General features: G+C 70.1%; 20 protein-coding genes. 3 read left to right on the top strand and 17 right to left on the bottom strand.

Going from position 1 to position 22,981, the window contains the following annotated elements; translation table 11 throughout:
- Positions 1-266 precede the first annotated feature (266 nt).
- The 3 genes from ACFYXH_RS26935 to ACFYXH_RS26925 form a co-directional block, all read right to left on the bottom strand.
- A complete protein-coding gene (locus ACFYXH_RS26935; protein WP_389567913.1) occupies positions 267-1,571 on the bottom strand; it encodes an extracellular solute-binding protein in 1,305 nt (434 codons plus the stop codon).
- A gap of 222 nt (positions 1,572-1,793) precedes the next feature.
- Complete coding sequence (locus ACFYXH_RS26930; protein WP_327323900.1) at positions 1,794-2,081, bottom strand: DUF3039 domain-containing protein; 288 nt, start codon at positions 2,079-2,081, stop codon at positions 1,794-1,796.
- Positions 2,082-2,191: 110 nt separating this feature from the next.
- Complete coding sequence (locus ACFYXH_RS26925; RefSeq protein ID WP_389567909.1) at positions 2,192-2,752, bottom strand: YqgE/AlgH family protein; 561 nt, start codon at positions 2,750-2,752, stop codon at positions 2,192-2,194.
- Between the two features lie 253 nt (positions 2,753-3,005).
- Between ACFYXH_RS26925 and murA the strand changes: the two genes are divergently transcribed.
- Positions 3,006-4,346 (top strand): UDP-N-acetylglucosamine 1-carboxyvinyltransferase, encoded by a 1,341-nt coding sequence (gene murA, locus ACFYXH_RS26920; protein ID WP_389567906.1) that lies wholly within the window; start codon positions 3,006-3,008, stop codon positions 4,344-4,346.
- 276 nt (positions 4,347-4,622) lie between these two features.
- On the opposite strand, the gene ACFYXH_RS26915 is transcribed toward murA, so the two are convergent.
- From ACFYXH_RS26915 to ACFYXH_RS26880, 8 genes are all read right to left on the bottom strand, one after another.
- Entirely contained in the window at positions 4,623-4,904 is a 282-nt protein-coding gene (locus ACFYXH_RS26915; RefSeq protein WP_326650212.1) for an HU family DNA-binding protein, read from the bottom strand.
- Positions 4,905-5,217: 313 nt separating this feature from the next.
- A complete protein-coding gene (locus tag ACFYXH_RS26910) occupies positions 5,218-6,651 on the bottom strand; it encodes an NAD-dependent malic enzyme (protein WP_389567903.1) in 1,434 nt (477 codons plus the stop codon).
- A gap of 503 nt (positions 6,652-7,154) precedes the next feature.
- On the bottom strand, positions 7,155-9,521 hold the full coding sequence (locus ACFYXH_RS26905; protein ID WP_389568514.1) for a HelD family protein: 2,367 nt from the start codon (positions 9,519-9,521) through the stop codon (positions 7,155-7,157).
- Between the two features lie 91 nt (positions 9,522-9,612).
- Positions 9,613-10,455 carry an anti-sigma factor family protein gene (locus ACFYXH_RS26900; RefSeq protein ID WP_389567900.1) on the bottom strand — a complete coding sequence of 281 codons (843 nt, stop codon included), beginning with the start codon at positions 10,453-10,455 and terminating at the stop codon, positions 9,613-9,615.
- Positions 10,452-11,039 (bottom strand): sigma-70 family RNA polymerase sigma factor, encoded by a 588-nt coding sequence (locus ACFYXH_RS26895; protein ID WP_108148995.1) that lies wholly within the window; start codon positions 11,037-11,039, stop codon positions 10,452-10,454. Before ACFYXH_RS26895 ends, ACFYXH_RS26900 begins: the two co-directional genes overlap by 4 nt.
- Before the next feature lie 131 nt (positions 11,040-11,170).
- Positions 11,171-11,776: a CGNR zinc finger domain-containing protein gene (locus ACFYXH_RS26890; protein ID WP_389567896.1), complete on the bottom strand. Its 606-nt coding sequence runs from the start codon at positions 11,774-11,776 to the stop codon at positions 11,171-11,173.
- Positions 11,777-11,909: 133 nt separating this feature from the next.
- Complete coding sequence (locus ACFYXH_RS26885) at positions 11,910-12,248, bottom strand: hypothetical protein (RefSeq protein WP_389567894.1); 339 nt, start codon at positions 12,246-12,248, stop codon at positions 11,910-11,912.
- A gap of 119 nt (positions 12,249-12,367) precedes the next feature.
- Complete coding sequence (locus ACFYXH_RS26880) at positions 12,368-12,904, bottom strand: GNAT family N-acetyltransferase (protein WP_389567891.1); 537 nt, start codon at positions 12,902-12,904, stop codon at positions 12,368-12,370.
- 111 nt (positions 12,905-13,015) lie between these two features.
- Here ACFYXH_RS26880 and ACFYXH_RS26875 point away from each other — a divergent pair, with 111 nt between their 5' ends.
- The gene (locus ACFYXH_RS26875; RefSeq protein WP_389567888.1) at positions 13,016-13,597 is read left to right on the top strand and encodes a DUF1772 domain-containing protein; all 582 of its coding nucleotides are present in this window, start codon (positions 13,016-13,018) and stop codon (positions 13,595-13,597) included.
- On the opposite strand, the gene ACFYXH_RS26870 is transcribed toward ACFYXH_RS26875, so the two are convergent.
- The 6 genes from ACFYXH_RS26870 to ACFYXH_RS26845 form a co-directional block, all read right to left on the bottom strand.
- A complete protein-coding gene (locus tag ACFYXH_RS26870) occupies positions 13,546-14,685 on the bottom strand; it encodes a uroporphyrinogen-III synthase (protein ID WP_389567886.1) in 1,140 nt (379 codons plus the stop codon). The genes ACFYXH_RS26875 and ACFYXH_RS26870 overlap by 52 nt on opposite strands.
- Positions 14,686-14,810: 125 nt before the next feature.
- Positions 14,811-16,172, bottom strand: coding sequence for a nitrate/nitrite transporter (locus ACFYXH_RS26865; protein WP_389567884.1), 1,362 nt, complete (start codon positions 16,170-16,172; stop codon positions 14,811-14,813).
- Positions 16,173-16,278: 106 nt separating this feature from the next.
- On the bottom strand, positions 16,279-17,472 hold the full coding sequence (locus ACFYXH_RS26860) for an acyltransferase (RefSeq protein WP_389567881.1): 1,194 nt from the start codon (positions 17,470-17,472) through the stop codon (positions 16,279-16,281).
- Positions 17,469-19,592 (bottom strand): glycosyltransferase, encoded by a 2,124-nt coding sequence (locus tag ACFYXH_RS26855; RefSeq protein ID WP_389568512.1) that lies wholly within the window; start codon positions 19,590-19,592, stop codon positions 17,469-17,471. The genes ACFYXH_RS26860 and ACFYXH_RS26855 overlap by 4 nt, the downstream gene beginning before the upstream one ends.
- A 75-nt stretch (positions 19,593-19,667) precedes the next feature.
- Complete coding sequence (locus tag ACFYXH_RS26850; RefSeq protein ID WP_389567878.1) at positions 19,668-20,345, bottom strand: hypothetical protein; 678 nt, start codon at positions 20,343-20,345, stop codon at positions 19,668-19,670.
- Between the two features lie 153 nt (positions 20,346-20,498).
- Positions 20,499-21,452, bottom strand: coding sequence for a LysR family transcriptional regulator (locus ACFYXH_RS26845; RefSeq protein WP_389568509.1), 954 nt, complete (start codon positions 21,450-21,452; stop codon positions 20,499-20,501).
- Positions 21,453-21,547: 95 nt separating this feature from the next.
- On the opposite strand from ACFYXH_RS26845, the gene ACFYXH_RS26840 reads away from it, so the two are divergent.
- Entirely contained in the window at positions 21,548-22,954 is a 1,407-nt protein-coding gene (locus ACFYXH_RS26840; protein WP_389567876.1) for an MFS transporter, read from the top strand.
- Positions 22,955-22,981 lie beyond the last annotated feature (27 nt).

The raw sequence follows: 22,981 nt of genomic DNA, 5'->3' as shown, positions 1-22,981 counted from the left end.
GACGCCCGCACTGCCGACGGCGAGCAAAGCGTCGTCAACGCCCGCCCCATCGGCGGACGCAGCGGCCTCGGTCGAAGCGCTCGCGGAGCCGCCGGTCTTGTCGACCGCCGCAGGAGCACCGCCCGGCCCGCCGGACTCGGCGCGCGGGCCCGAGCCATCCGGGACGCCCGCCTCGGCAACAGGCACCGCTGCCACCTCGGGTGTCCCCGCGCTGTCCGAGGAGTCCGGGCCGTCCGGACCCCGGTTCGTACCGTTCGTCATCGCGTTCAGCCCGCGGCAGCGAACGCCGCGTCCATCTTCTTCGCCGCGTCACCCGACGCCGCCGCCACGTCCTTCTTGCCGCTCACTATTTCCTGGAACATCGTCGGCAGCACCAGCGACGCGTCGATCTGACCCCAGCCCGGTGAGGCCGGCACGAACTTGGCTCCCGCGCCCAGGGTCTTGACGAAGGGATCGACGAACGGCTCCTTCTTCGCCACCTCCGACCGGACATCCGTGTACGTCGGAAGGAAGCCCATCGCGTCGAACAGCTTGCGCTGCGTCTCCTTGCCCGCGAACTGCTTCATCAGGTCCACCGCCAGCGTGCGGTGCGAACTGCTCTTCAGTACGCCGATGTTGTTGCCGCCCGCGAAGGCCGGCGCCGTCTCGCCCGCCTTCAGGCCCGGCAGCGGCACCACCGCGTACTTGCCCTTCACCGAGCCCGCCTCCACCGCCTGGTGGCTGAAGTCGCCGCCGATCGCCATCGCCGCCTTGCCGGAGGCAAAGGCCGTCACAGTCGCGTTGCCGCCCATCGAGGCGCACTTCGCGGCCGGGCAGTTGTCGTCGCCGAAGAGCGAGGTGTACGCCGTGATGCCCTTCTGCGCGGCCGGGCTGTTGATGGCCGCCTTGTACGAACCGCCGCTCTCCTCGGCGAGCTCGCCACCCTGCGCCCAGATGAACGGCATCGCGCCATAGGTGTACGCGCCGCCGACCGCGAGTCCGTACAGCTCCGGCTTCGCCTTGTGGATCTTCTTGGCGGTGGCGATCAGCTCGTCCTGGGTCTTGGGAGCCGCGATGCCCAGCTCCTTGAAGACATCGGTGCGGTAGTACAGCGCGCGTACGCCGACGAAGAGCGGCGCGCCGTAGATCTTGCCGCCGACCGTGACCGACTGCCTGGCGGTCGGGTCGGTGTCCTTGGCCTCGTCCCAGTCGGTGAACTCCGTGCTGACGTCCGCGAGTCCGCCGTCCTTGACGTATCCGGCCGTGTCGGTGTTGCCGTACTCGATCAGATCCGGCGCGCTCTTCGGGTCGTTGAAGGCGGCCTTGATCTTCTGGGCGCGGGTCTCGACCGGTATGTACTCGATCTCGACCTTCGCGTCCTTGTGCTCCTTGCCGAACGCGGCGACGGCGGCGTCGACGACCTGCTCCTTCGGCTTGTTGTTGACCTCCTGGAAGAGCCAGACGCGCAGGGTGCCGGCCTTCTCGTCCTTCTTGGCGCTGTTGTCGGAGGTCTGGGGGGCGCAGGCGGTGGCGGTGAGGCCCGCCAGCACAAGTGCCGCGGCGGGGGCGGCAATTCGGGCAGACAGCTTCATGCGTTGTCCCCTACGAGTAGGCGTTGCAACATGTGCAACGTACGTTTCGTTCTGCACAACACGCAGGAGGCTAGAGCCGGGCAAACAACCGGACAAGAGGTCTCAACCACTCTGTGACCGGCAGCTGCACCCCGTGCAACGGCAGCACGCACGCAAACGGCCCCCGGGGTACGCACGCATGCGCACCCCGGGGGCCGTTCACGACAGCAGGACCCGAGGAGGTTACTTCTTGTCCTTGCCGCCCTTGTCCTTGTCGCCGCCAGGGCCCATGGACTCGTAGATCTCCTTGCACATCGGGCAGACGGGGTACTTCTTGGGGTCGCGCCCCGGCACCCAGACCTTCCCGCACAGTGCCACCACGGGAGTGCCGTCGAGGGCACTCGCCATGATCTTGTCCTTCTGGACGTAATGGGCGAAGCGCTCGTGGTCGCCGTCGCCGTTCGACACCTGCGGCGTCGGCTCCACGAGGGTTCCCGTGCCTGTCCCGCGCTCGGGCTCAAGAGTGCTCATGAGCTCCAAGGGTACTCACGTCGATGCCCCACCGGCCGCCACGGGGCCCACCCGCGCCCGGGCGCCGTCCACGCGGGAGGTCACGGGAGGCCGCGACACGTCGCGGGAGGTCAGTTGAGCGACGGGTCGTCCGGATACGTCGCGAACATCGCCAGTTCGTTGCGCTGCCGCCGCAGCACCGCCCGCCACAGGCTCTCCGGCCGCGGCGACGACACATCACCCGGCTCCGACTCGACGACGTACCAGGCGCCGCCGTTCAGCTCGTCCTCCAACTGGCCCGGCCCCCACCCTGCGTACCCCGCGAAGATCCGCAGTGAGCCCAGCGCCGCACCGAGCAGCTCCGGCGGCGTCTCCAGGTCGACCAGACCGATCGCGCCGTACACCCGCCGCCAGCCCAGCGGCCCCTCGTCGCCCGGGATCACGGCGACACCGAGCGCGGCGTCGAGCGAGACCGGGCCGCCCTGGAAAACCACGCCGGGCTCACCCGCCAGTGCGGCCCAGGACTCCAGGATGTCGCCGACGACCACCGGCGTCGGCCGGTTGAGGACGACGCCGAGCGAGCCCTCGTCGTCGTGGTCGAGCAGCAGAATCACCGCCCGGTCGAAATTCGGGTCCGCGAGGGCGGGTGTGGCGACTAGTAGCCGCCCTGTGAGCGAGGACACCTCGGTCATGCGAGACATGATCCCGCATCTTCGCCCTCCGCGGGGAACGCGGGGCACAGTGTGAGCCGACGCAGCTCAGGGCACGGCGTACGCCGCCGACTCCGGAACACCCGATGGTGACGCTCCGCACCGCCGCGCGGACTGAACGTGTTGTGCCCAATTCATTACGTCCCCGGACCGTCCTTGGCCTTACGGGACAGGGGTGTACGCCCCTTACCCTTTTCACTGGCCCCCCGTCCGACCACTCCGGAACGCGAGATTCATGACCGTCACAGACGATGTACTGCTTGTCCACGGCGGAACCCCGCTGGAGGGCGAGATCCGCGTTCGCGGCGCGAAGAACCTCGTGCCCAAGGCGATGGTCGCCGCCCTGCTCGGCAGTGAGCCGAGCCGGCTGCGCAATGTGCCCGACATCCGTGATGTGCGCGTCGTACGCGGACTGCTGCAGTTGCACGGAGTGACGGTCCGCCCCGGCGACGAGCCTGGTGAGCTGGTGCTCGACCCGTCGCACGTCGAGAGCGCGAACGTCGCTGACATCGATGCACATGCGGGCTCCTCACGCATCCCGATCCTGTTCTGCGGCCCGCTGCTGCACCGGCTCGGCCATGCCTTCATTCCGGGCCTGGGCGGCTGCGACATCGGCGGCCGGCCGATCGACTTCCACTTCGAGGTGCTGCGCCAGTTCGGCGCGACGATCGAGAAGCGGGCGGACGGCCAGTACCTGGAGGCCCCGCAGCGGCTGCGTGGCTGCAAGATCCGCCTTCCGTACCCGTCGGTCGGCTCGACGGAGCAGGTGCTGCTGACGGCGGTACTGGCGGAGGGCGTCACCGAGCTCTCCAACGCCGCGGTGGAGCCGGAGATCGAGGACCTCATCTGCGTACTGCAGAAGATGGGCGCGATCATCTCCATGGACACCGACCGGACCATCCGGATCACCGGTGTCGACAAGCTCGGCGGCTACACCCACCGGGCCATCCCGGACCGCCTGGAGGCGGCGTCCTGGGCGTCGGCGGCGCTGGCGACCGAGGGCAACATCTATGTGCGGGGCGCGCAGCAGCGCTCGATGATGACGTTCCTGAACACGTACCGGAGGGTCGGCGGCGCCTTCGAGATCGACGACGAAGGCATCCGCTTCTGGCACCCGGGCGGCTCGCTCAACGCGATCGCCCTGGAGACGGACGTACACCCCGGTTTCCAGACCGACTGGCAGCAGCCGCTGGTGGTGGCGCTGACCCAGGCGGCGGGCCTGTCCATCGTCCACGAGACGGTGTACGAGTCGCGGCTGGGATTCACCTCCGCGCTCAACCAGATGGGTGCGCACATCCAGCTCTACCGCGAGTGCCTGGGCGGCTCGGACTGCCGCTTCGGTCAGCGCAACTTCCTGCACTCGGCGGTCGTGTCGGGCCCGACGAAGCTCCAGGGCGCGGACCTGGTCATCCCTGACCTGCGCGGTGGCTTCTCGTACCTGATCGCGGCGCTGGCGGCGCAGGGTACCTCGCGGGTGCACGGTATCGACCTGATCAACCGCGGCTACGAGAACTTCATGGAGAAGCTCGAGAAGCTGGGAGCGAGGGTCGAACTCCCCGGCGGCGCGCTCGTCTGACCCCCTGGGGGCTCCGCCCCCGGGCCCCCGCGCCTCAATCGCCGGCGGGGCTGATTCGCAACCCCAGGCCCCGCCTCAAACGCCGGCGAGGCTGACTTTCGCCCCCGGATCCTCCAGCCCGTCCGGCGATTGAGCACACGCCCGAAGGGCGTACGGGGGGCCTGGGGGGCGCAGCCCCCCGGTAACGGCCCCACACGGGCCCTGGAAGGCCCGTACGCACGCAAAGGGCGGCCACCCGACACACAGGTGGCCGCCCTTCGTGCTGTGCCTCGGGGCTTACTTGCCCTTGGCGGCTTCCTTGAGCTTGGAGCCCGCGGAGACCTTCACGCTGTAGCCGGCCGGGATCTGGATCGGGTCGCCGGTCTGCGGGTTACGAGCGGTGCGAGCGGCACGGTGGGTGCGCTCGAAGGTCAGGAAGCCGGGAATGGTGACCTTCTCGTCGCCCTTGGAGACGACCTCGCCGACCACCTCGGCGAGAGCGGCCAGTACAGCGTCGGCGTCCTTCCGGGTCACCTCGGCACGGTCGGCCAGCGCGGCCACCAGCTCACTGCGGTTCATGTTGTTACTCCCGTGTTCTTCTTGCCTGTGAGGCGTGAGATCGAAGCCGATGCTGCCAGGGCCCTCGGACAGTCCCCGGACCCGGGTCTGCTGTCAGACCCTCGCGCCCGAATACGCATCCTGCCCCCACCAGCGGCGGGAAAGCCAATCCGGCACCCTCCGGAGTCACACGAAAAGCGCCACTGCCTCGTCGTGGTGACGTTCCGTCTACTCGTCGGAGACTCCGCGGAGCCGCAGAGCCTCGAGCGCGGGGCTCATGGTCCGTCACCCTAGAGCCGCATTCCCGGCCCCGCGACCCGCGACGCGCCGTACGTCAGGACGACGTGGGGCCCGTCACAGCCGCGCCGGCCGCCTTCGCGGCGTTGCGTACCGCTCCGGCGACCGCTCCCGCGACCTTGTCGTTGAAGACGGACGGGATGATGTAGTTCGGGTTGAGTTCGTCCTCGGTGACGACATCCGCCAGCGCCGCGGCCGCGGCGAGCATCATCTCCGTGTTGACGGTACGGGACTGAGCGTCCAGCAGACCGCGGAAGACGCCCGGGAAGACCAGCACGTTGTTGATCTGGTTGGGGAAGTCGGAGCGGCCGGTGGCGACAACTGCCGCCGTCTGGCGGGCGATTGCCGGGTCGACCTCCGGGTCGGGGTTCGCGAGCGCGAAGACGATCGCGCCGTCGGCCATCGCCGCGACATCCTCCGCGCCCAGCACGTTCGGGGCGGACACGCCAATGAAGACGTCCGCGCCGACGACCGCTTCCCGGAGCGTTCCGGTGACACCCTCGGGGTTGGTGTTGTCGGCGATCCAGCGCAGCGGCGAGTCGGGAGCGGCGGCCACCAGGTCCGCGCGGCCCGCGTGCACCACACCGTGGATGTCGGCGACGACGGCGTGCTTGACGCCCGCCGCGATCAGCAGCTTCAGGATGGCCGTACCGGCCGCGCCGGCGCCCGACATGACGACCCGTACGTCCCCGATGGCCTTGCCCACCACGCGCAGCGCGTTGGTCAGCGAGGCGAGGACGACGATCGCGGTGCCGTGCTGGTCGTCGTGGAAGACCGGGATGTCCAGGGCCTCGCGCAGCCGCGCCTCGATCTCGAAGCAGCGGGGCGCGGAGATGTCCTCGAGGTTGATGCCCGCGAAGCCGGGGGCGATCGCCTTGACGATTTCGACGATGGCGTCGGTGTCCTGCGTGTCGAGACAGATCGGCCAGGCGTCGATGCCGGCGAAGCGCTTGAAGAGTGCCGCCTTGCCCTCCATCACCGGGAGCGCGGCCATGGGGCCGATGTTGCCGAGGCCGAGGACGGCGGAGCCGTCGGTCACCACTGCAACGGAGTTGCGCTTGATGGTGAGGCGTCGGGCGTCCTCGGGATTCTCGGCGATCGCCATGCAGACCCGCGCCACGCCCGGCGTGTAGATCATCGAGAGATCGTCACGGTTGCGGATGGGGTGCTTGGACTGCATCTCGATCTTGCCGCCGAGGTGCATCAGGAACGTACGGTCGGAGACCCTGCCGAGGACGACGCCCACGATCTTGCGCAGCTCCTCGACGATCTCGTCGGCGTGCGCGGTCGAGGTCGCTGCGATCGTGACGTCGATCCGCAGCTTCTCGTGGCCGGAAGCGGTCACATCCAGGCCGATCACAGAGCCGCCGGAGGACTCCACGGCCGTGGTGAGCTGGGAGACCGCGGTACCGCTCGCGGGGACCTCCAGCCGGACCGTCATCGAGTACGAGACGCTGGGCGCCGTTGCCATGACCGGGTTCCTCTGCTTTCGCTAGCTTCATTGCCATGCGGCCGCGGCTCATGCCCGGCGACGCTTTCCGATGGTCGCACCTACCTGCGAGTAGCAGGTAATAGTGGTCATTTAGTTTTCGGAAACAGCTTTCCACCATACGAGATAGGGCTGTCCCGGCGGAAGCCCCCAATGAAACAGGTCCGCGCCACCTTCCGGTGACGCGGACCTGTCTCTCGTACGAAAAGGTGGCACCGACCCGCCATGCTCGCCTCGCGGCAAGTGGTCGCTCGCAGCGACGAAGGTTGGGCCCGGGGGCTTGGATCGAGCCGGTGCCACACTCAGGCTAACACTGTGCTTTTCCCGGGGGACGCCCCCGGACCAACAATCCCGGTAGGCGATTCCCGCATCGCGCGTTGTCTCGGAATCTGTACGGATCAGCGTCCGTTCAGTCCCGGGCCGGCGTCGGACCGGCCCCCATCAGCCCCGGATCAGCCCCGGATCAGTCCCGGATCAGTCCGGGATCAGTCCCGCAGGAGGTCAGGCACGCCGTGCGCGTCCGGCTCGTCGCGCCGGTCCGAGACCACCGTCAGCTGCTGGGTCGCCCGCGTCAGCGCCACGTACAACACCCGCAGCCCGGCCGGGGACTCGTCCGCGATCTCCGCGGGCGAGACAACGACGGTCGCGTCGTACTCCAGTCCCTTCGCCTCCAGCGAGCCGAGCGCCACCACGCGCTCGCCGAGCCCGGCCAGCCAACGTGCCGCCTGCTCGCGCCGGTTCATCGCGACGACGACACCGACCGTGCCGTCCACCTGGTCCAGCAGGCGCTTCGCCTCCGCCCGTACGGCCGAGGCCCGGTCACCGTCCTGCACCACCGCGAAGCGCGGCCGTACGCCCGTGGAGCGGACCGCGGACGGCGACTCCATGCCCGGCATCGCCAGCGCCAGCACCTTGGCCGCCAGCTCGGCGATCTCGGCCGGGTTGCGGTAGTTGACGGTCAGCTCGAAACGGCGGCGCGGACGGCTGCCGAGCGCCTCGTCGCGTGCTTCGGCCGCCTCGTCCGGGGACGACCAGGACGACTGCGCCGGATCGCCGACGACCGTCCAGGTGGCGTGCCGGCCGCGGCGGCCGACCATCCGCCACTGCATCGGAGTCAGGTCCTGCGCCTCGTCGACGATCACATGCGCGTACTCGGTACGTTCCTGCGCCAGCCGCTCGGCACGCTCGCGCTGCGACTCCTGGCGTTGCGGCATCAGCTCCTCCAGACCGGTGAGCTGGTCCAGCGGGTCGAGTTCGCGCTTCCTGCGCGGACGGGCCGGGGTGCCGAGCAGTGTGCCCAGCTCGTCCAGGAGGGCCACGTCGTGTACGGAGAGAGGGCCTCGGCCGTCGTCGCCGAGCCGCCGCAGGGAGCGGGCCAGACGGCGCACCTCGCCCGGGTTGAGCACCCGCCGCGCCCACCGGCCGAGCCGCCGCTCGTCGGCCATCGCGACGAGCACGCCGCGCGGCGTCAGCTCCGGCCACCACGCGTCCAGGAACTCGATGAAGCTGTCCTCGCCGCTGATGTCCTCGTCGAAGGAGGACCTCAGCTCGGCGGCGAGCTCGGGGTCGCCGAGAGAGGAAGACGCACCGCGCCCCGCGGATCCGGACTTCGACCAGAGGGCGTCCAGCAGCAGCCTGCGGGCGCGCGGGCGCAGCAGATTGACCGGGGTGGTGCCGCCGAGGACGTTGTGGCGGATGCGGTTGAGCTCGTCGGCCTCGATCTCGAGGCGGCGGCCGAAGGCGACGACGCGCAGCCGGTCGGGCGCTCCGGACGGGGCCTGGGGCTCCTCGCCGAAGGCGAGCTGCCCCGCCGGCTCCACCGCGGGCCCCGACAGCTCCAGCGCGCCCCGCGCGGCATGGCGCAGCACCTTCAGCATCCGCGAGGAGCCCTTGATCCGGGCCACGGCCGGCTCGTCGTACGCCGTGGCCTCCGCGCCGTCGACCAGATTGCCGACCGCGCGGATCGCGACCTGCCCCTCCTCGCCCAGCGAAGGCAGCACGCCCTCGGTGTACGCGACGAGCAGCGGGGTCGGCGAGACGATGAGGATGCCGCCCGCGTATCTCCTGCGGTCCTGGTAGAGCAGATACGCCGCCCGGTGCAGGGCCACCGCGGTCTTGCCGGTCCCCGGGCCGCCCTCGACATAGGTCACGGAAGCGGCCGGGGCGCGGATCACCAGATCCTGCTCTGCCTGGATGGAGGCGACGATGTCCCGCATCGAGTGGCTGCGGGCCTGTCCGAGCGCCGCCATCAGCGCGCCGTCCCCGATGACCGGGAGCGCGGCGCCGTCCAGCGTGGCGGTCAGCTCCGGGCGCATCAGGTCGTCCTCGACGCCGAGGACCTTGCGGCCCTTGGAGCGGATGACCCGGCGGCGTACCACCCGGCCGGGATCGACGGGTGTCGAGCGGTAGAAGGGCGCGGCGGCCGGGGCCCGCCAGTCGATGACCAGCGGCGCGTAGTCGGAGTCGAGAACGCCGATACGGCCGATGTGCAGGGTCTCGCCGATCTCGGCGGTGTTGTCGGCGCGTACGGCGTCGTCGGCGGGCTCGACCGAGGTGTACGCCCCGTCCGGGCCCTTCTCGCCGTCCTTGCCGTACAGCAGGTCGATCCGGCCGAAGAGGAAGTCCTCGAACTCGTTGTTCAGGCGGTTGAGGTGCACACCGGCCCTGAAGACCTGGGCGTCCCGCTCGGCGAGCGCGCCCGGCGTGCCGACCTGACCGCGTTTCGCGGCGTCGTTCATCAAGAACTCCGCCTCGTGGATCTTCTCCTCGAGGCGGCGGTACACCTGGTCGAGATGTTCCTGCTCAACACCGATTTCACGGTCCCTGACCGTGTCAACGGCGGATTCGACCATGGAATCAACAGCGGCATCCTGCGCGGCCACCGAGGCCCCCTTCTGACGTGCACTGGGCAGCCGTCAACCGTACGCGAAGGGGGCGAATCTGTCAGGCTTCGACCTCCACCAGTCGCTTGCCGTCAAACGTACGGACCTCGAAGTGGTCGATGTCGTTGCGGTCCATCGCCGCGCCGCCATGGACGTAGAGCGGGTTCTTGCCCAGGGCGTTCGGGCTGTTCGCGATCCCGTACCCCCACTTCGGCACCGCCCAGGAGGTCACGACCTCCTGCTCGCCGCTCTTGGAGACGGCGACCAGGTTGCACTTCAGCGGACCCTTGACGTTCTTCAGTTCGAGAACGGTGTGGGTGCCCCAGGCCTTCTTCTCCATACCGACGGTCGCGCTGACCTTGGTCGTCGCGTCCGTCGCCCGGACCTTCTCGTCCATGTGATTGAAGAAGGCGTCCTCGGCGGGACTGGTGGGGTGCGGGTCGGTGCCCGCGCCCGCCTCGTTCTTGGTGCCGGAGTCGTTCGCCGTGACGACGACCGCGACGGCGGGACCACCGATGATCAGCGCCGCGGCGGCCGCGACCAGATACATCCCGCGCCTGCGCTTCTGCGCCCGCTTGGCCGCGACCTCGTCGAGCAGTCCGCCGAGCAGCTTCGGGCTGGGCGCCTTCGGCACCACGGGAACGGGCCTCGGTGGCGGGAATTCCGACCCCGGCATGGCATGCAGACCGGGCATGCTCAGCACATTCGACTGCTGGACCGGTGCCGGGGCCTCCGCCAGCATGGCCAGCATCGGCTCCATCCCGGAGAACTCCTCGAGGTGGGCGGCGCAAATGTCGCAGCCCGCCAGATGCGCCTCGAAGGCGGAGGCGTCCGCGTCGTCGAGAATGCCGAGCACGTATGCGCCGACCGCATCGTGTACGGATTCCTGCTCATACATGGTCATGCCGTGACCCCCCTCTCCTCCAGAGCGAGCTTCATGGAACGGAGTGCGTAGAACACCCGGGACCGCACCGTCCCGCTGGGTATGCCGAGCGTTTCGGCCGCCTCATTGACCGTACGGCCCTTGAAATACGTCTCGACCAACACTTCCCTGTGGGCGGGCGTCAAATCATCGAGCGCATCTGAGAGCGTCATCAGCCACAACGCCTTGTCGATCTCGTCCTCCGCGGGCATGACCTCCAGCGGCGACGGATCGACCTCCTGCGGCCGGGCCTGCCGGCTGCGGTGACCGTCGATAACGATGCGGCGTGCCACCGTCACCAGCCAGGGTCGGACAGAGCCGGTCGCTCGGTTGAGCTGACCGGCGTTCTTCCAGGCACGGATGAGCGTCTCCTGCACCACGTCCTCGGCGCGCTGGCGATCGCCGGCGACGAGGCGCAGTACATAAGCGAGCAAAGGTCCCGCATGTTCGCGATACAGCGCGCGCATGAGTTCCTCGTCAGGTGCTGAGGAGTCGATGCGTGGCTTCTCGCTGCGATGGCGGGCCCTTTGCGGACGGTCATCGGCCACGGCCGCATCCTTGCGCACCTGAACCTCCCGGTCGAGACCCTGATTTCGGCTGACTGCTTCTCCCCCATCACTACGGGGACCACAGACGCATCACTCAACGCACAGCCAAAAAACTTTCAAGATCTTTTACGGCGGCCCCGGGAGGGGTCTCAGGCCCTCGCCACGGCGGCCCTGCGGCGGTGCCTGGCAACCCGCTCGCGGTTCCCGCACACCTCGCTGGAGCACCAGCGGCGCCGCCGTCCCCGCGAGGTGTCGAGGTAGACGCGGCGGCAATTGTCGCCCTCGCACCGCCGCAGCCGGGCCCGGGAAACCGGGTCGGTCAGCAGCTCCACGGCGTCGCGGGCGACGGCAGCGAGCAGCGCCTCGCAGTCGGGCGCGGCGCTCAGCGTCCGTACCAACGAGCCGTCCGGGGCGCGTACGGCTCTGACGCCGGGCGGCGGCCCCGCGGCGAAGACATTGACGCGCTCGAGAGCGAACTCGGCGCAGCGGCCGTCGATCTGGGCCCGCACCAGCTGCCCGACACAGTCCCGCAGTTCGACGAACCTGGCCGCCCAGTGGCCGTCGACGGCCGCGAGCGGTGTCCCCGCGGGCACCAGCCCCGCTCCCACCAGCCACTGCCCGAGCCGTCCGGCCTCGGCCAGCGGCTCCTCGGCGCCGCAGGCCACGCCGGAAGCCGTCTCCGAGGTCGCCACCAGGTCCAGGCAGATGCGCCCTGAGTCGAACCGCCAGTCGTACGAGCCCATGCCCGCCGTCATGCGCCTGTCACCGCCTCGGGGTCTCGGAGAATGTCTCGGAGGTTGCCGGTGGGAGCCGTTCCCTCTCAGAGTGCCCGTCCGGGGGCGCGGCCGGAACCCCTCCTCCTGCCCGGTCCCGCCGCGTTTTCCGGCGTCAGTGGCGTGCGATGCCCGGAGCGATGTCCTCGTACCGGTCGGAGGGTCGCGCGACGGCTACGGCCCGCCCGGCGTCGTGGCGCGTGCGGTGGGCCCTGTCGGCGCGGCCGCCGGCTTGCCGCAGAACGCCGCCTCGAGCGTGCGGGCCCCCCTCGGCGGCCGAAGTGGCGCTCTTCGCGACGGAAGTGGCGCTCTTCGCGGCGGAAGTGGCGCTCTTCGCGGCCGAACTGGCGCTCTCCGCAGCCGTCGTGGCTGATGCGGCCTGCGCGGGGACTGCCGGCAGAGACAGCAGGACCGCGCCCAACGCCGTACCTCTGCCGACCATGCCTGTGCTCACCGTGCCTGGACCATCTGGTTGTTCTCCATTCCGGTGCGGGCCGCGCCGCTGATGCGGACGTCGGCGGCATCATTACGCGCCGGACACCCCGGCAGGTTGCATGCCTTGGGAGGTGAACTTCAGGGCATTGGTGGGTCGTTGTGCAGAATCCGCTGGAAGAGGCGGTGGTCACGCCACTCGCCGTTGATGTGCAGATAGCGCGAGGCCGTGCCGATGACCTCGAAGGAGCACTTGGCGAGGACCCGTTGGGAGGCGGCGTTGTCGAGGAGGGTGCCTGCCTGGATGCGGTGCAGGCCGAGCTCCTCGCGGGCGGCCCGGCAGACCTCCTCGACCGCTCGGGTGGCGAGCCCGCGGCCGGTGTACTCGGCGTCGATCCAGTAGCCGAGACTCGCGCTGCGGAAGGGGCCGAGGACGATGTCGGTGAGAGTGAACTGGCCGACAACGCGGCGGCCGTCGGTGAAGTGCCAGTGCCTGACCGCCGGATCGGGCGCGAGCCGGACGGCCTGCCCCTCGGGCGTGAAGAAAGCGGCGGGACGGTGCGGCGACCAGGGCCGCATATGGTCGCGGTTGCGGACCAGGGCGTCGGCCACCGCCTCGGCGAGGCGTGCGGCGTCGTCCGGGCCGTCGAGGCTGAGGCGGACATGATCAGTGCTCATCCTGCGTACCGTAGACGCCCGCACCGTAGACACCTGCACCGTAGACGCCTGGACATGGGGTTGCGACGCTCGCCCATGGAGAGGGTCGACTGCCGGCGCTTGACTGATGACATGACGCAGAACAAGGCAGAGAACAGGGCGGAGATCAGGGCGGAGGGCACGGCAGCGGGCAGGAGCGCTCAGGCCGTCCTCGGAGCAGCGACCGTGGTCAATGGCCTGGTCGCGGGCGTCTGGTACGCGTACGCGACCTCCGTGATGCCGGCGCTGGCGCGCAGCGACGACCGGATCTATCTCGAGGTCATGCAGAACATCAACGAGGTGATCCAGAATCCCGTCTTCTTCGCGGGCTTCTTCGGTGCGCTGATCCTGGCCGCGGTCGCGGCCTGGCAGCAGCGCCGCTCCCCGGCACGCTGGTGGGCGGTGGCGGCGCTGGCGCTGTACGCCGCGGTGCTGCTGGTGACCACGGCGGTGAACATTCCGCTCAACGACGAGGTGGCAGCGGCCGGTGACCCGGCCCGGATCGCCGATCCTGCCGCCGTGCGCGAAAGGTTCGAGGACCCGTGGGTCGCCTGGAACGTGGTGCGCCTGGTGCTGTCCACGGCCGCGCTTGCCTGCCTGTGGCGGGCGACCGCTCTCGTACGTCAGACGTCGGCGTACTTGGTGTCGGCAGCCGGGTCCAGCGCCAGCCGGTAGCCCCGCTTGACGACGGTCTGGATCAGCTTGGGCGCACCCAGCGCCGTACGCAGCCGGGCCATGGCCGTCTCGACGGCATGCTCGTCCTTGCCCGCGCCCGGCAGCACATTCAGCAGGTCGGAGCGGGAGACGACCCAGCCGGGGCGCCGGGTCAGGGCGCGCAGCAGGGCCATTCCGGCGGGCGGCACGGGGCGCAGGTCGTTGTCGACCAGGACCGCGTGGCCGCGGATCTCGATGCGGTGCCCCGCGACCGGCAGCGTACGGGCGCGGGAGGGCAGCTCAACGCCGAGCAGCTGGACGAGCGGGCCGAGCCGGAAGCGCTCCGGCTGCACCGTGGTGACGCCCACGGCCTGCAGCGGCAGCGCGGTGACCGGCCCCACGCAGGCCGCCAGCACATCGTGGTCGAGTGCGCTCAGCAGTTTGGGGAGCAGGCCGCGGGTCTCGGCGCGGGAGAGCAGCGAGGCGGCGGCCGGGGCACTGGTGAAGGTGACGGCGTCCAGGGCGCGGGAGACGGTCGCGTCGAGGAGCCGGTCGAGCGGACCGAGATCCTCCGGCGCCATCCACCGGTAGACCGGTACGACGACGACGTCGGCGCCCCCGGCCCGTAGCGACTCGACGAATCCGGGCAGCGGCTCGCCGTGCAGCTGGAGCGCGATGCGGCGGCCGTCGACGCCTTCTCCCAGCAGCCGGTCGAGGACCTCGGCCATGGATTCGGAGGCCGGGGACCACTCCTCGGTGAGCCCTGCGGCGCGGATCGCGCCCCTCACCTTGGGCCCGCGGGCCAGCAGCTCCACACCGCGCAGCCGGGTCAGCAGTTCCTCGCCGTACCCCCAGCCGTCCGCGGCCTCCACCCAGCCGCGGAAGCCGATCGCGGTCGTCGCGACCACGACATCGGGCGCGTGATCGATCAACTCCTTGGTGGCGGCGAGGAGCTCCGCGTCGTCGGCAAGCGGGACGATACGCAGGGCCGGGGCATGGAGAACGTCGCCGCCGCGGCGCCGGAGCAGCGCGCCGAGCTCGTCGGCGCGCCGGGCGGCGGTGACGCCGACAGTGAATCCGGCGAGGGGCCCGTGCTGATGGTCTTGCATGTGATCGTCCCTACTCTGTCCCACCCTGTACGGATGTGGCGGCCGAGCCTGCCAACGATGCGTGACAGGCTCGGTTCGCCCACATTTCCCAGCCGTTACGGCGGGTCCCTCCGGTGTCGTTCCGCTCACACCCGGGCGTAGCCGAGCTGCGGTTCTGCCTCAGCCGCCTCGGCCGCCCCAGCCTGCACAGGGGTGACGGCCGGCCGGCGAAGGTATACCGCCCAGGTGACCACCGAGCACGCCGCGTAGAAGGCGAGGAAGGCGATGAAGGCGCTGGTCCCCGTCCCGGCGGTCAGGAAGGACTGCCGGAAGGCGAGGTTGATGCCGAGGCCGCCGAGCGCGCCCACGGCGCCTATCAGCCCCATCGAGGCCCCGGACAGCCTGCGGCCGTACGCGCCCGCCTCCTCGCCCGTCATGCCCTTGGCCAGGGCCTTGGCGTTGAAGATGCCGGGGATCATCTTGTACGTCGAGCCGTTCCCGAGCCCGGTCAGTACGAACAGCGCGATGAAGCCGACGAGGAAGACGCTCAGGGACTCCTTGACCGAGGCGGCGACGACCACTCCGGTCGCGGCCGCCATGGCCACAAAGTTCCACAGGGTGATGCGCGCCCCGCCGAACCGGTCGGCGAGCAGACCGCCGACGGGCCGGATCAGTGAGCCGAGCAGCGGCCCGATGAAGGTGAGCGACGCGGCCTGCAGCGGCGTACGGCCGAACTGCGTCTGCAGGACGAGGCCGAAGGCGAAGCTGTAGCCGATGAAGGAGCCGAAGGTCCCGATGTAGAGGAACGACATGATCCAGGTGTGGGCGTCACGGACCGCTTCCTTGGCCGCTCCGGTGTCGTTCTTCACCGGCGCGAGGTTGTCCATCCACAGCGCCGCGCACACCGCGGCCACCACGATCAGCGGGATGTACACACCCAGCACAATGCGCGGATGGGTCGCCCCGGCCGTCCCGATCACCAGCAGGCCCACGAGCTGCACCACCGGCACCCCGATGTTGCCGCCGCCCGCGTTGAGCCCGAGGGCCCAGCCCTTCTTACGGAGCGGGAAGAAGGAGTTGATGTTCGTCATCGACGAGGCGAAGTTGCCTCCGCCGACGCCGGTGAGCGCCGCGACCGCCAGGAAGGTGGTGTACGAGGTCCCGGGCTCCATGACCGCATACGCCGCGCCGGTCGGCAGCAGGAGCATCAGTGCGCTGAAGATGGTCCAGTTGCGGCCGCCGAAGCGGGCGACGGCGAAGGTGTACGGCACCCTGATCACCGCCCCGACCAGCGTGGCCGTGGCGATCAGGAAGAACTTGCCGGCCGGGTCGATGCCGTACTGCGGCCCCATGAAGAGCACCATCACGGACCACAGGGTCCAGATGGAGAACCCAATATGTTCACTCAGGACGGAGAAGGCGAGATTACGCCGGGCGATCTTCTCCCCCGTCTCTCGCCAGAAGGTCTCGTCCTCTGGGTCCCACTGTTCGATCCACCGGCCAGCCATCACGTGCCTCCACGGTCCTCGGGTCGTGGAAGCGACGTTATGGACGGCGCGTTTCGGTCCAGGTGGCGTGAGGTGACCGGTAGGCAACCTTGCTCTCACCCGGCGGTCAGCGCCGGTGTGAGCCGTCCTTCGCCCTACGGGCGCCGGTCGGCCACAGTCGCGGCTTCCGTTTCGCCGCCAGGTCCTCGATCCAGCCCACGGCCACGATCATCAGCCCGATCAGCGGCCAGACCACCACAAACATCAGGGGTGTGTACGTAGCTTCCAGTACGCCACCCAGGTGGGCGTCCACGAATGGGATCTGCCACAACAGGTCGAGCAGCGGGATCGTCGCCATGATCAGGGTGTTGTGCCAGAGGTAAATCGTAACCGCTCGGTTGTTGGACAGCGTGACGTACTTGTCGAGCCGGGCGAGCCCGCCCGGAAGCTGCTGCCAGGACGGGGAGTACTGCAGCAGGATCACCACGAAGCCGAGCGACCAGGTGGCCTGGGCCAGCGGTATGTCGTTCAGGTCCCAGCCGTCCACGGTCTGGTGGCCCGAGGCCCACCACAGGCCGAAGGCCATCACCAGTGAGGAGCAGGACAGCGCGAGATGGCGCGGGATCTGCTGCAGCAGGCCCTCGTGGTGGGCGAAGCCGAGGACCCAGCAGGCACCGAACGTCGCGAAGTCGACGATGGCGGAGCCCGTCTCGCCGGGGATCTTCACCAGGTCGGTGCCCACCACGGCGCACAGGGCGACCGGGGCGAGCAGCGTCACCCACGGCACCTTGCGGAAGGCCCACAGCAGCAGCGGCGACGCGATCACGAACCAGAGGTAGGTGCGCAGATACCAGAGCGGTTCGCCGGCCTGCACCGCCCAGGTGGTCTCCACCAGGCCGGACTCGTCGCCGAGGGACCAGGGGAACGGCGGGGCGCCGACCGGGAAGAGGTAGTTGAGCAGGTCGGCCCACCACCACAGGCCGTCCTTCTTGTCGGGCTTCCAGCCGCCCAGGAACATCATCGGCACAAGGACCGCCGCGAACGCCCACAGCGGTGGCAGCAGCCTGCGGATACGGCCGCGGATCACCCCGAGCGCGGGCCGCGACAGCGAGCGCGCCATCAGCGAGCCCGCGAGCGCGAACATCACACCCATGGACGGGAAGAGGATCGTCAGCCAGGCCCAGCCGAAGATGTGGTAGACGACGACGCGGACCAGCGCGACGGAGCGCAGGAGGTCGAGATAGCGGTCGCGGCCAGGGCGCGGAGCCGTCCCGGCGGCGGCCAGGTCCGGCGCCGCGGCGGCCGTGGAACTGTGGCTCACGCGACCGGCCTCCGGTCCTCACTGCTGCGCCGCTGGCTCGGAATCACTCCGGGCGCCTCCACCGTTCCCGTACGCCGCAACTTCTGCCAGCGCAGCCGGCCGCCGGTCAGTGCCGTGATCCAGGACTGGAGCAGAACGACATACATCAGCTGCCGGTAGAGGAGCTGCTGGAGTGGCAGCGAGATCAGATGGATCATGCGCTCGCGGTCGAGCCGGAAGGCGTACGCGGCGCAGACGAGCTGGATCGCGAGGACGCCGAGCCAGGCGACGATCGTCTTCTGGGTGGGGCCGAAGACCAGCCCGTACAGCAGGAAGACGTCGATCAGCGGGGCCAGCAGCGGCGCGAGGACCATGAAGAGGGAGACCAGCGGCAGGCCCACCCGGCCGAAGCGGCCCGAGGGCCCGCGTTCCACCAGGGCGCGGCGGTGCTTCCAGATCGCCTGCATGGTGCCGTACGACCACCGGTAGCGCTGGGACCACAGCTGCTGCACGGTCTCCGGCGCCTCGGTCCAGGCACGGGCCCGCTCGGCGTAGACGACGCGCCAGCCGTCGCGGTGCATGGCCATGGTGATGTCGGTGTCCTCGGCGAGGGTGTCCTCGCTCATGCCGCCGACGCGCTCCAGGGCCTGGCGGCGGAAGGCGCCGACCGCGCCGGGGATGGTGGGCATGCAGCCCAGCAGGTCGTACATCCTGCGGTCCAGGTTGAAGCCCATCACATACTCGATGTGCTGCCAGGCCCCGATCAGGCTGTCGCGGTTGCCGACCTTGGCGTTGCCCGCGACCGCGCCGACGCGCATGTCTCCGAAGGGCTGCACCAGCTCGCCCACGGTCGACGGCTCGAAGACGGTGTCGCCGTCCATCATCACGACGATCTCGTAACGGGCGTGCCGGATGCCGTTGTTGAGGGCTGCGGGCTTTCCGGAATTCTCCTGGCGCACAACGCGGACGTTCGGCAGCCGCAGCGCCTCGACGATGTCCGCGGTGCCGTCGGTGGAGCCGTCGTCGATGACGAGGACCTCGATGGGATGGTCGCTCGCCATCAGCGAACGCACCGTATTGGCTATGCACTCGCGTTCGTTGTACGCGGGGACGAGCACGGACACGGGCCCGGTGATCGGCGGGCCCCAGCTGAAGCCGGGCCTGCGCACCTTGCGGGCGTGCGCGAAGGAGAGCAGCAGCATCAGCGCGAAGCGCGCGAAGACCAGCACACCGATCGCGGCGAGGCCGACGACCAGGACCTCGGTGGTGTTCTCCGAGAAGGCGACGGCGGCGACGAAGGCCTTGCCCTTCCACAGCTCGGGGCCGGTGACGGCGGTGTGGGCGCTGGGGGCGCCGAGCGCCTCGGTGAGGTTCGCGAAACGGTAGCCCCTGGCCTTCATCTCCGGCAGGAAGCGGTCCAGGGCGGCGACGGTCTGGGAGCGGTCGCCGCCGGAGTCGTGCATCAGCACGATCGAGCCCTGGGTGCCCTTGGGCGTGGCCTGCTTGATGATCGCGTCGACGCCGGGGCGCTTCCAGTCCTCGGAGTCGGTGTTGTTGAGGGCGGTGATGTAGCCGCGGCTGCCGATGTACTGGGTGACCGGCCAGGACTTGTTGTCCATGGCGTCCGAGAAGGAGGAGTACGGCGGCCGGAAGAGGGACGTACGGATGCCTGCCGCGCCCGCGATCGCCAGCTGGTTCTGCGAGAGCTCCCAGTCGATGCGGTCGGTGGACTGGAAGGAGAGGTCGGGGTGGTTGAAGGTGTGCAGACCCACCTCGTGCCCCTCCCGCACCATCCGTTCCACCAGCTCGGGGTGGCGGGAGGTCATGGTGCCGGTGACGAAGAAGACGCCGTGCGCGTTGTACTTCTTCAGCTTGTCCAGCACCTTCGGCGTCCAGACGGGGTCCGGGCCGTCGTCGAAGGTGAGCACGAGCTGCTTGTCGGGGATGCGCAACGCCTTGGGCGCGGACTTGCCGCGGGCGTCGATGACCGGTCCGCCTTCGAGGATCTCGTCGGGGACCTGGTCGGTGGGCGCCGGCGGACGCACGCGGTGGTCGGCGAGGATCTCGCTGTGCACATAGCCGCGCAGCATCAGCATGGCGAGCAGCGCGACGAGGAAGACCACGGGCAGCAGATAGCGCATGGGCAGTCTGCGCCGTACGGAGCGCCGGGCTCTCCGCCGCTGTCGCGGGGCCCGGTTGCTGGGGAGTGTCATGTGTTAGAGCGCGCCTTCTTGCATGGGTGGCTCGGTCGGACCGCCGGTCGGACCGGGGTCGGACGGCGTGGGAGCGGTGGGGCTGCCGTCGGGCTCGGGTCCGGGATCGCTTCCGCCGCCGCCCGGGGAGGCGGAGGCGGAGGGCCCGCCGGGAACCGGAAGGCCGCCACCGGAGGGCTTGGGCGATACGGAGCCGGAGGCCCCGGGACCCGGTGCGGCCGGCCCTCCGACGGAGCTGCCGTTCGACGCACGGCCCGACGGCTGCGGCAGCACGGCGCCGTTGGAGTCGGTCGGGGTGGGAGCGCCGGGTACGCCGCTGGGGGTGGCCGCCACGGAGGCGCCGTCGGTGGGGGCGGGCTGTATCTCGACCTTGTCCGTCTGCTCCTTGCCCTGCTGGCCGATGCCGGGCAGCCAGGGTGCGCTGGAGTTGCCGCCGACGAGGGCGGCGACGAGCGTCACGGCGTAGCAGGCGCAGGCGATCGCGAAGACCCAGCCGAGGCGACGGAACTTCTTGCTGCGGCGGCCGCTCTCATCGACGAAGACCGGTCCGTCGGAGCCCTCCTGGGCAGCCGGCTCGGGCGGTAGATCCCCCAGTATTCGGCCAAGCCCGTCCAGTTGGACAGTGACTTCGTACGGCTCATGAGTATGACCGATACGGGAATCTTCTTGCCAATTGTCCACAGTTGTACACACACCCCCACCTGGCTGAAATACGAGCGCGCATACGACTGACCAGTGTTCGCCGGACCGGGTCCCCACCCAATCCGAACGCCCCCTACCTCATGCACCCGGACCCAGAATGTAGCGCACACCGATGACAGTCGTGCCCTTGTGTCAGCTGTTGTCACACATCAGCGACATGTCACATTCCGGCAACCATCCGGATGGGTCCCGTTCCAGCCAGCCTTCTTGCGCGGCGAGTTCGGCGGCCGCCGCTCGAAGCGCGTCCACTCCGGGGTGGCGCGATCCTTTGCGCCACACCAGCGAGAGCGGTGACAGCGGTACGGGGTCGACGATCGGGCGCAGCACGGTGTCCGGCATGGCTGGAAAGTCCACGACAGCCAGGACCGGGTTACGCGTTTTTGCCATCACCCTCCGGAACTCCTCAGCACCGATCGCCACGGGCGCGGGCGGCGCGATCGCGATCCCTCGTCCCGCGAACAGCCGCAGCGCCAGATCCGTCCACTCCAGAGTGCGCGGATTGCCCGCACCGGCATATACGGTCTCGCCCGCCAGAGCGTTCAACGGGATCCGGGACGTTGTGGCGAGGGGGTGGTCGTGCGGCAGCAGCACGGCCATCGGCTCGTACCGCACGGGCTGGTGGGACAGGAGTGCCCGTATGCCGGGCTCGAGCCCGGCGAACCGCCCGAAGGAGACATCGAGCCGACCGGCGACGATCTCGGCGGCGGCGCCGGTCAGCCCACTCTCGAAGCGGGCCATCAGCTCGCACTCCGGGGCGAGTTCACGGGCCCGCGCCAGCACCCGGCCGGACGCCATGCCCTCGCCGTTGAGGTCGACGAGGAGCGGCCGGGACGCTCCCGAGGCGGCGGCCAGCAGATCGTCCTGGGCCTGAAGCACCCGCCGCGCGTACGGCAGCAGCCGCTCGCCGTCAGCCGTGAGGGTCACCTGGCGGGTGGTCCGTACGAACAGCTCGACGCCCAACTCCCGTTCCAGCCGCCGGATATCGCGACTGAGGGCCTGCTGCGCGACATACAGCCGCGCAGCGGCACGGGTGAAGTGCAGCTCGTCGGCGACGGCGATGAAGGCGCGGAGCAGCCGGGGGTCCATGTCCTGGGGCACGCGGTGAATTTACAACGTGGGTGCGTCAATGGGTGCCGAGCAGGTGTTGGACGCGGCGGGAGCGCCGCGGCGAGGGTTGCCCCATGCCGCAATCCCGTAACCGGGGGCTTCGCCCCCAGACCCCCAGTCCTCAATCGCCGGACGGGCTGAAAGATTCAGCCCGTCGGGCGGAAGATCAAGCCCCGCCGGCGTTTGAGGCGCGGGGCCCGGGGCGGAGCCCCGGTTACGGGAAGGGGCGGGGTGGGGGAAAGTCCCGCCTCGCGCCCTACCTCCGGCTCTTCGAGCCGCAGGGCGCCACCCGGACCCCGCGGCAAAACCCCTACGCCCGGCTCTTCGCGACCCCCGGCGCCCGCGCCTTCACCGCCGGCAACCTCATCGCCCGCCTCCCCATGGGCATGTTCAGCGTGAGCGCCGTCATCATGATCGCCGGGTCGCGTGGCTCGTACGCCCTCGCCGGAGCCGTCACCGCGACCGGCCTCGCCGCCACCGCGCTGGTCGCGCCGTGGACCGCGCGGCTCGTGGACCGGTACGGGCAGGCCCGTATCGCCGTGCCCGCCACCGCGCTCGCCGCGCTCGGCTCGCTCGCGCTGCTGCTGTGCGTACGCTTCGGCGCGCCCGACTGGACGCTCTTCGCCGCATACGCCGCGACCGCCAGCACCCCCAACACCGGCGGCATGTCCCGCGCACGCTGGGCCCATCTCCACAAGGGCGACGCGGCCGCGCTGCACACCGCGAACTCCTTCGAGCAGGCCGCCGACGAGCTGTGCTTCATGCTCGGCCCGGTGCTCGGAGCGTTCCTGTGCTCCGCGCTCTTCCCCGAGGCGGGCACGCTGACCGGTGCGGTCCTGCTGCTGACAGGCGTACTGATCTTCGCCGCCCAGCGCTCCACCGAACCGCCGGTGGCCGCGCGCTCGACGCACGCCGGATCCCCGCTCCGTACGCCGGGAATGCCCGCGATGCTCGCCGTCTTCCTCGCCACGGGAGCGGTCTTCGGCTCCATGGAGGTCGTGACGATCGCGTTCGCGGACGACCGCGGGCATGCAAGCGCCGCGGGCGCGGTGCTCGCACTCCAGGCGGCCGGATCGTGCGCGGCCGGCCTGCTCTACGGCTCCGTACGCCCCGCCCGCAGCCTTCCGCGCCGCCTGCTGACCTGCATCGCCGCGATGACGGCACTGATGTCGCTGCCGCTGCTCGCCGCCGCCACCGGCTCGCTGCTCACGCTGGCCGGAGCGCTGCTTCTGGCCGGGATGGCCACGGCCCCGACCATGGTCACCGGCATGACGCTGGTGCAACGCCTGACCCCGGAAGGCCAGTTGAACGAGGGCATGACGCTCGCGGTCACCGCGCTGCTCGGCGGCATAGCGGCCGGCTCGGCGACGGGCGGCTGGACGGTGGAGCACGCGAGCGCACCGTACGGATACGTGGTGCCTCTCTCGGCGGCCGCGGTCGCGCTGCTGCTGTCCGCAGCGGCGAAGGCCCGGCGGCCCTGACCCCAGCCCCGGGCGGATATCGCCGCG

The sequence above is a fragment of the Streptomyces sp. NPDC002730 genome (assembly GCF_042888805.1).
Taxonomy (GTDB): domain Bacteria; phylum Actinomycetota; class Actinomycetes; order Streptomycetales; family Streptomycetaceae; genus Streptomyces.
Note: the sequence above shows the minus strand (reverse complement) of the source record. Positions and strands in the feature narration are given on the sequence as shown.

Bases quoted from the DNA above. Each gene is read 5' to 3' on its own strand.
- ACFYXH_RS26935 (WP_389567913.1), bottom strand. From the start codon at position 1,571: ATGAAGCTGTCTGCCCGAATTGCCGCCCCCGCCGCGGCACTTGTGCTG.
- ACFYXH_RS26930 (WP_327323900.1), bottom strand. From the start codon at position 2,081: ATGAGCACTCTTGAGCCCGAGCGCGGGACAGGCACGGGAACCCTCGTG.
- ACFYXH_RS26925 (WP_389567909.1), bottom strand. From the start codon at position 2,752: ATGACCGAGGTGTCCTCGCTCACAGGGCGGCTACTAGTCGCCACACCC.
- murA (WP_389567906.1), top strand. From the start codon at position 3,006: ATGACCGTCACAGACGATGTACTGCTTGTCCACGGCGGAACCCCGCTG.
- ACFYXH_RS26915 (WP_326650212.1), bottom strand. From the start codon at position 4,904: ATGAACCGCAGTGAGCTGGTGGCCGCGCTGGCCGACCGTGCCGAGGTG.
- ACFYXH_RS26910 (WP_389567903.1), bottom strand. From the start codon at position 6,651: ATGGCAACGGCGCCCAGCGTCTCGTACTCGATGACGGTCCGGCTGGAG.
- ACFYXH_RS26905 (WP_389568514.1), bottom strand. From the start codon at position 9,521: ATGGTCGAATCCGCCGTTGACACGGTCAGGGACCGTGAAATCGGTGTT.
- ACFYXH_RS26900 (WP_389567900.1), bottom strand. From the start codon at position 10,455: ATGACCATGTATGAGCAGGAATCCGTACACGATGCGGTCGGCGCATAC.
- ACFYXH_RS26890 (WP_389567896.1), bottom strand. From the start codon at position 11,776: ATGACGGCGGGCATGGGCTCGTACGACTGGCGGTTCGACTCAGGGCGC.
- ACFYXH_RS26880 (WP_389567891.1), bottom strand. From the start codon at position 12,904: ATGAGCACTGATCATGTCCGCCTCAGCCTCGACGGCCCGGACGACGCC.
- ACFYXH_RS26875 (WP_389567888.1), top strand. From the start codon at position 13,016: ATGACGCAGAACAAGGCAGAGAACAGGGCGGAGATCAGGGCGGAGGGC.
- ACFYXH_RS26870 (WP_389567886.1), bottom strand. From the start codon at position 14,685: ATGCAAGACCATCAGCACGGGCCCCTCGCCGGATTCACTGTCGGCGTC.
- ACFYXH_RS26865 (WP_389567884.1), bottom strand. From the start codon at position 16,172: ATGGCTGGCCGGTGGATCGAACAGTGGGACCCAGAGGACGAGACCTTC.
- ACFYXH_RS26855 (WP_389568512.1), bottom strand. From the start codon at position 19,592: ATGCGCTATCTGCTGCCCGTGGTCTTCCTCGTCGCGCTGCTCGCCATG.
- ACFYXH_RS26845 (WP_389568509.1), bottom strand. From the start codon at position 21,452: ATGGACCCCCGGCTGCTCCGCGCCTTCATCGCCGTCGCCGACGAGCTG.
- ACFYXH_RS26840 (WP_389567876.1), top strand. From the start codon at position 21,548: ATGCCGCAATCCCGTAACCGGGGGCTTCGCCCCCAGACCCCCAGTCCT.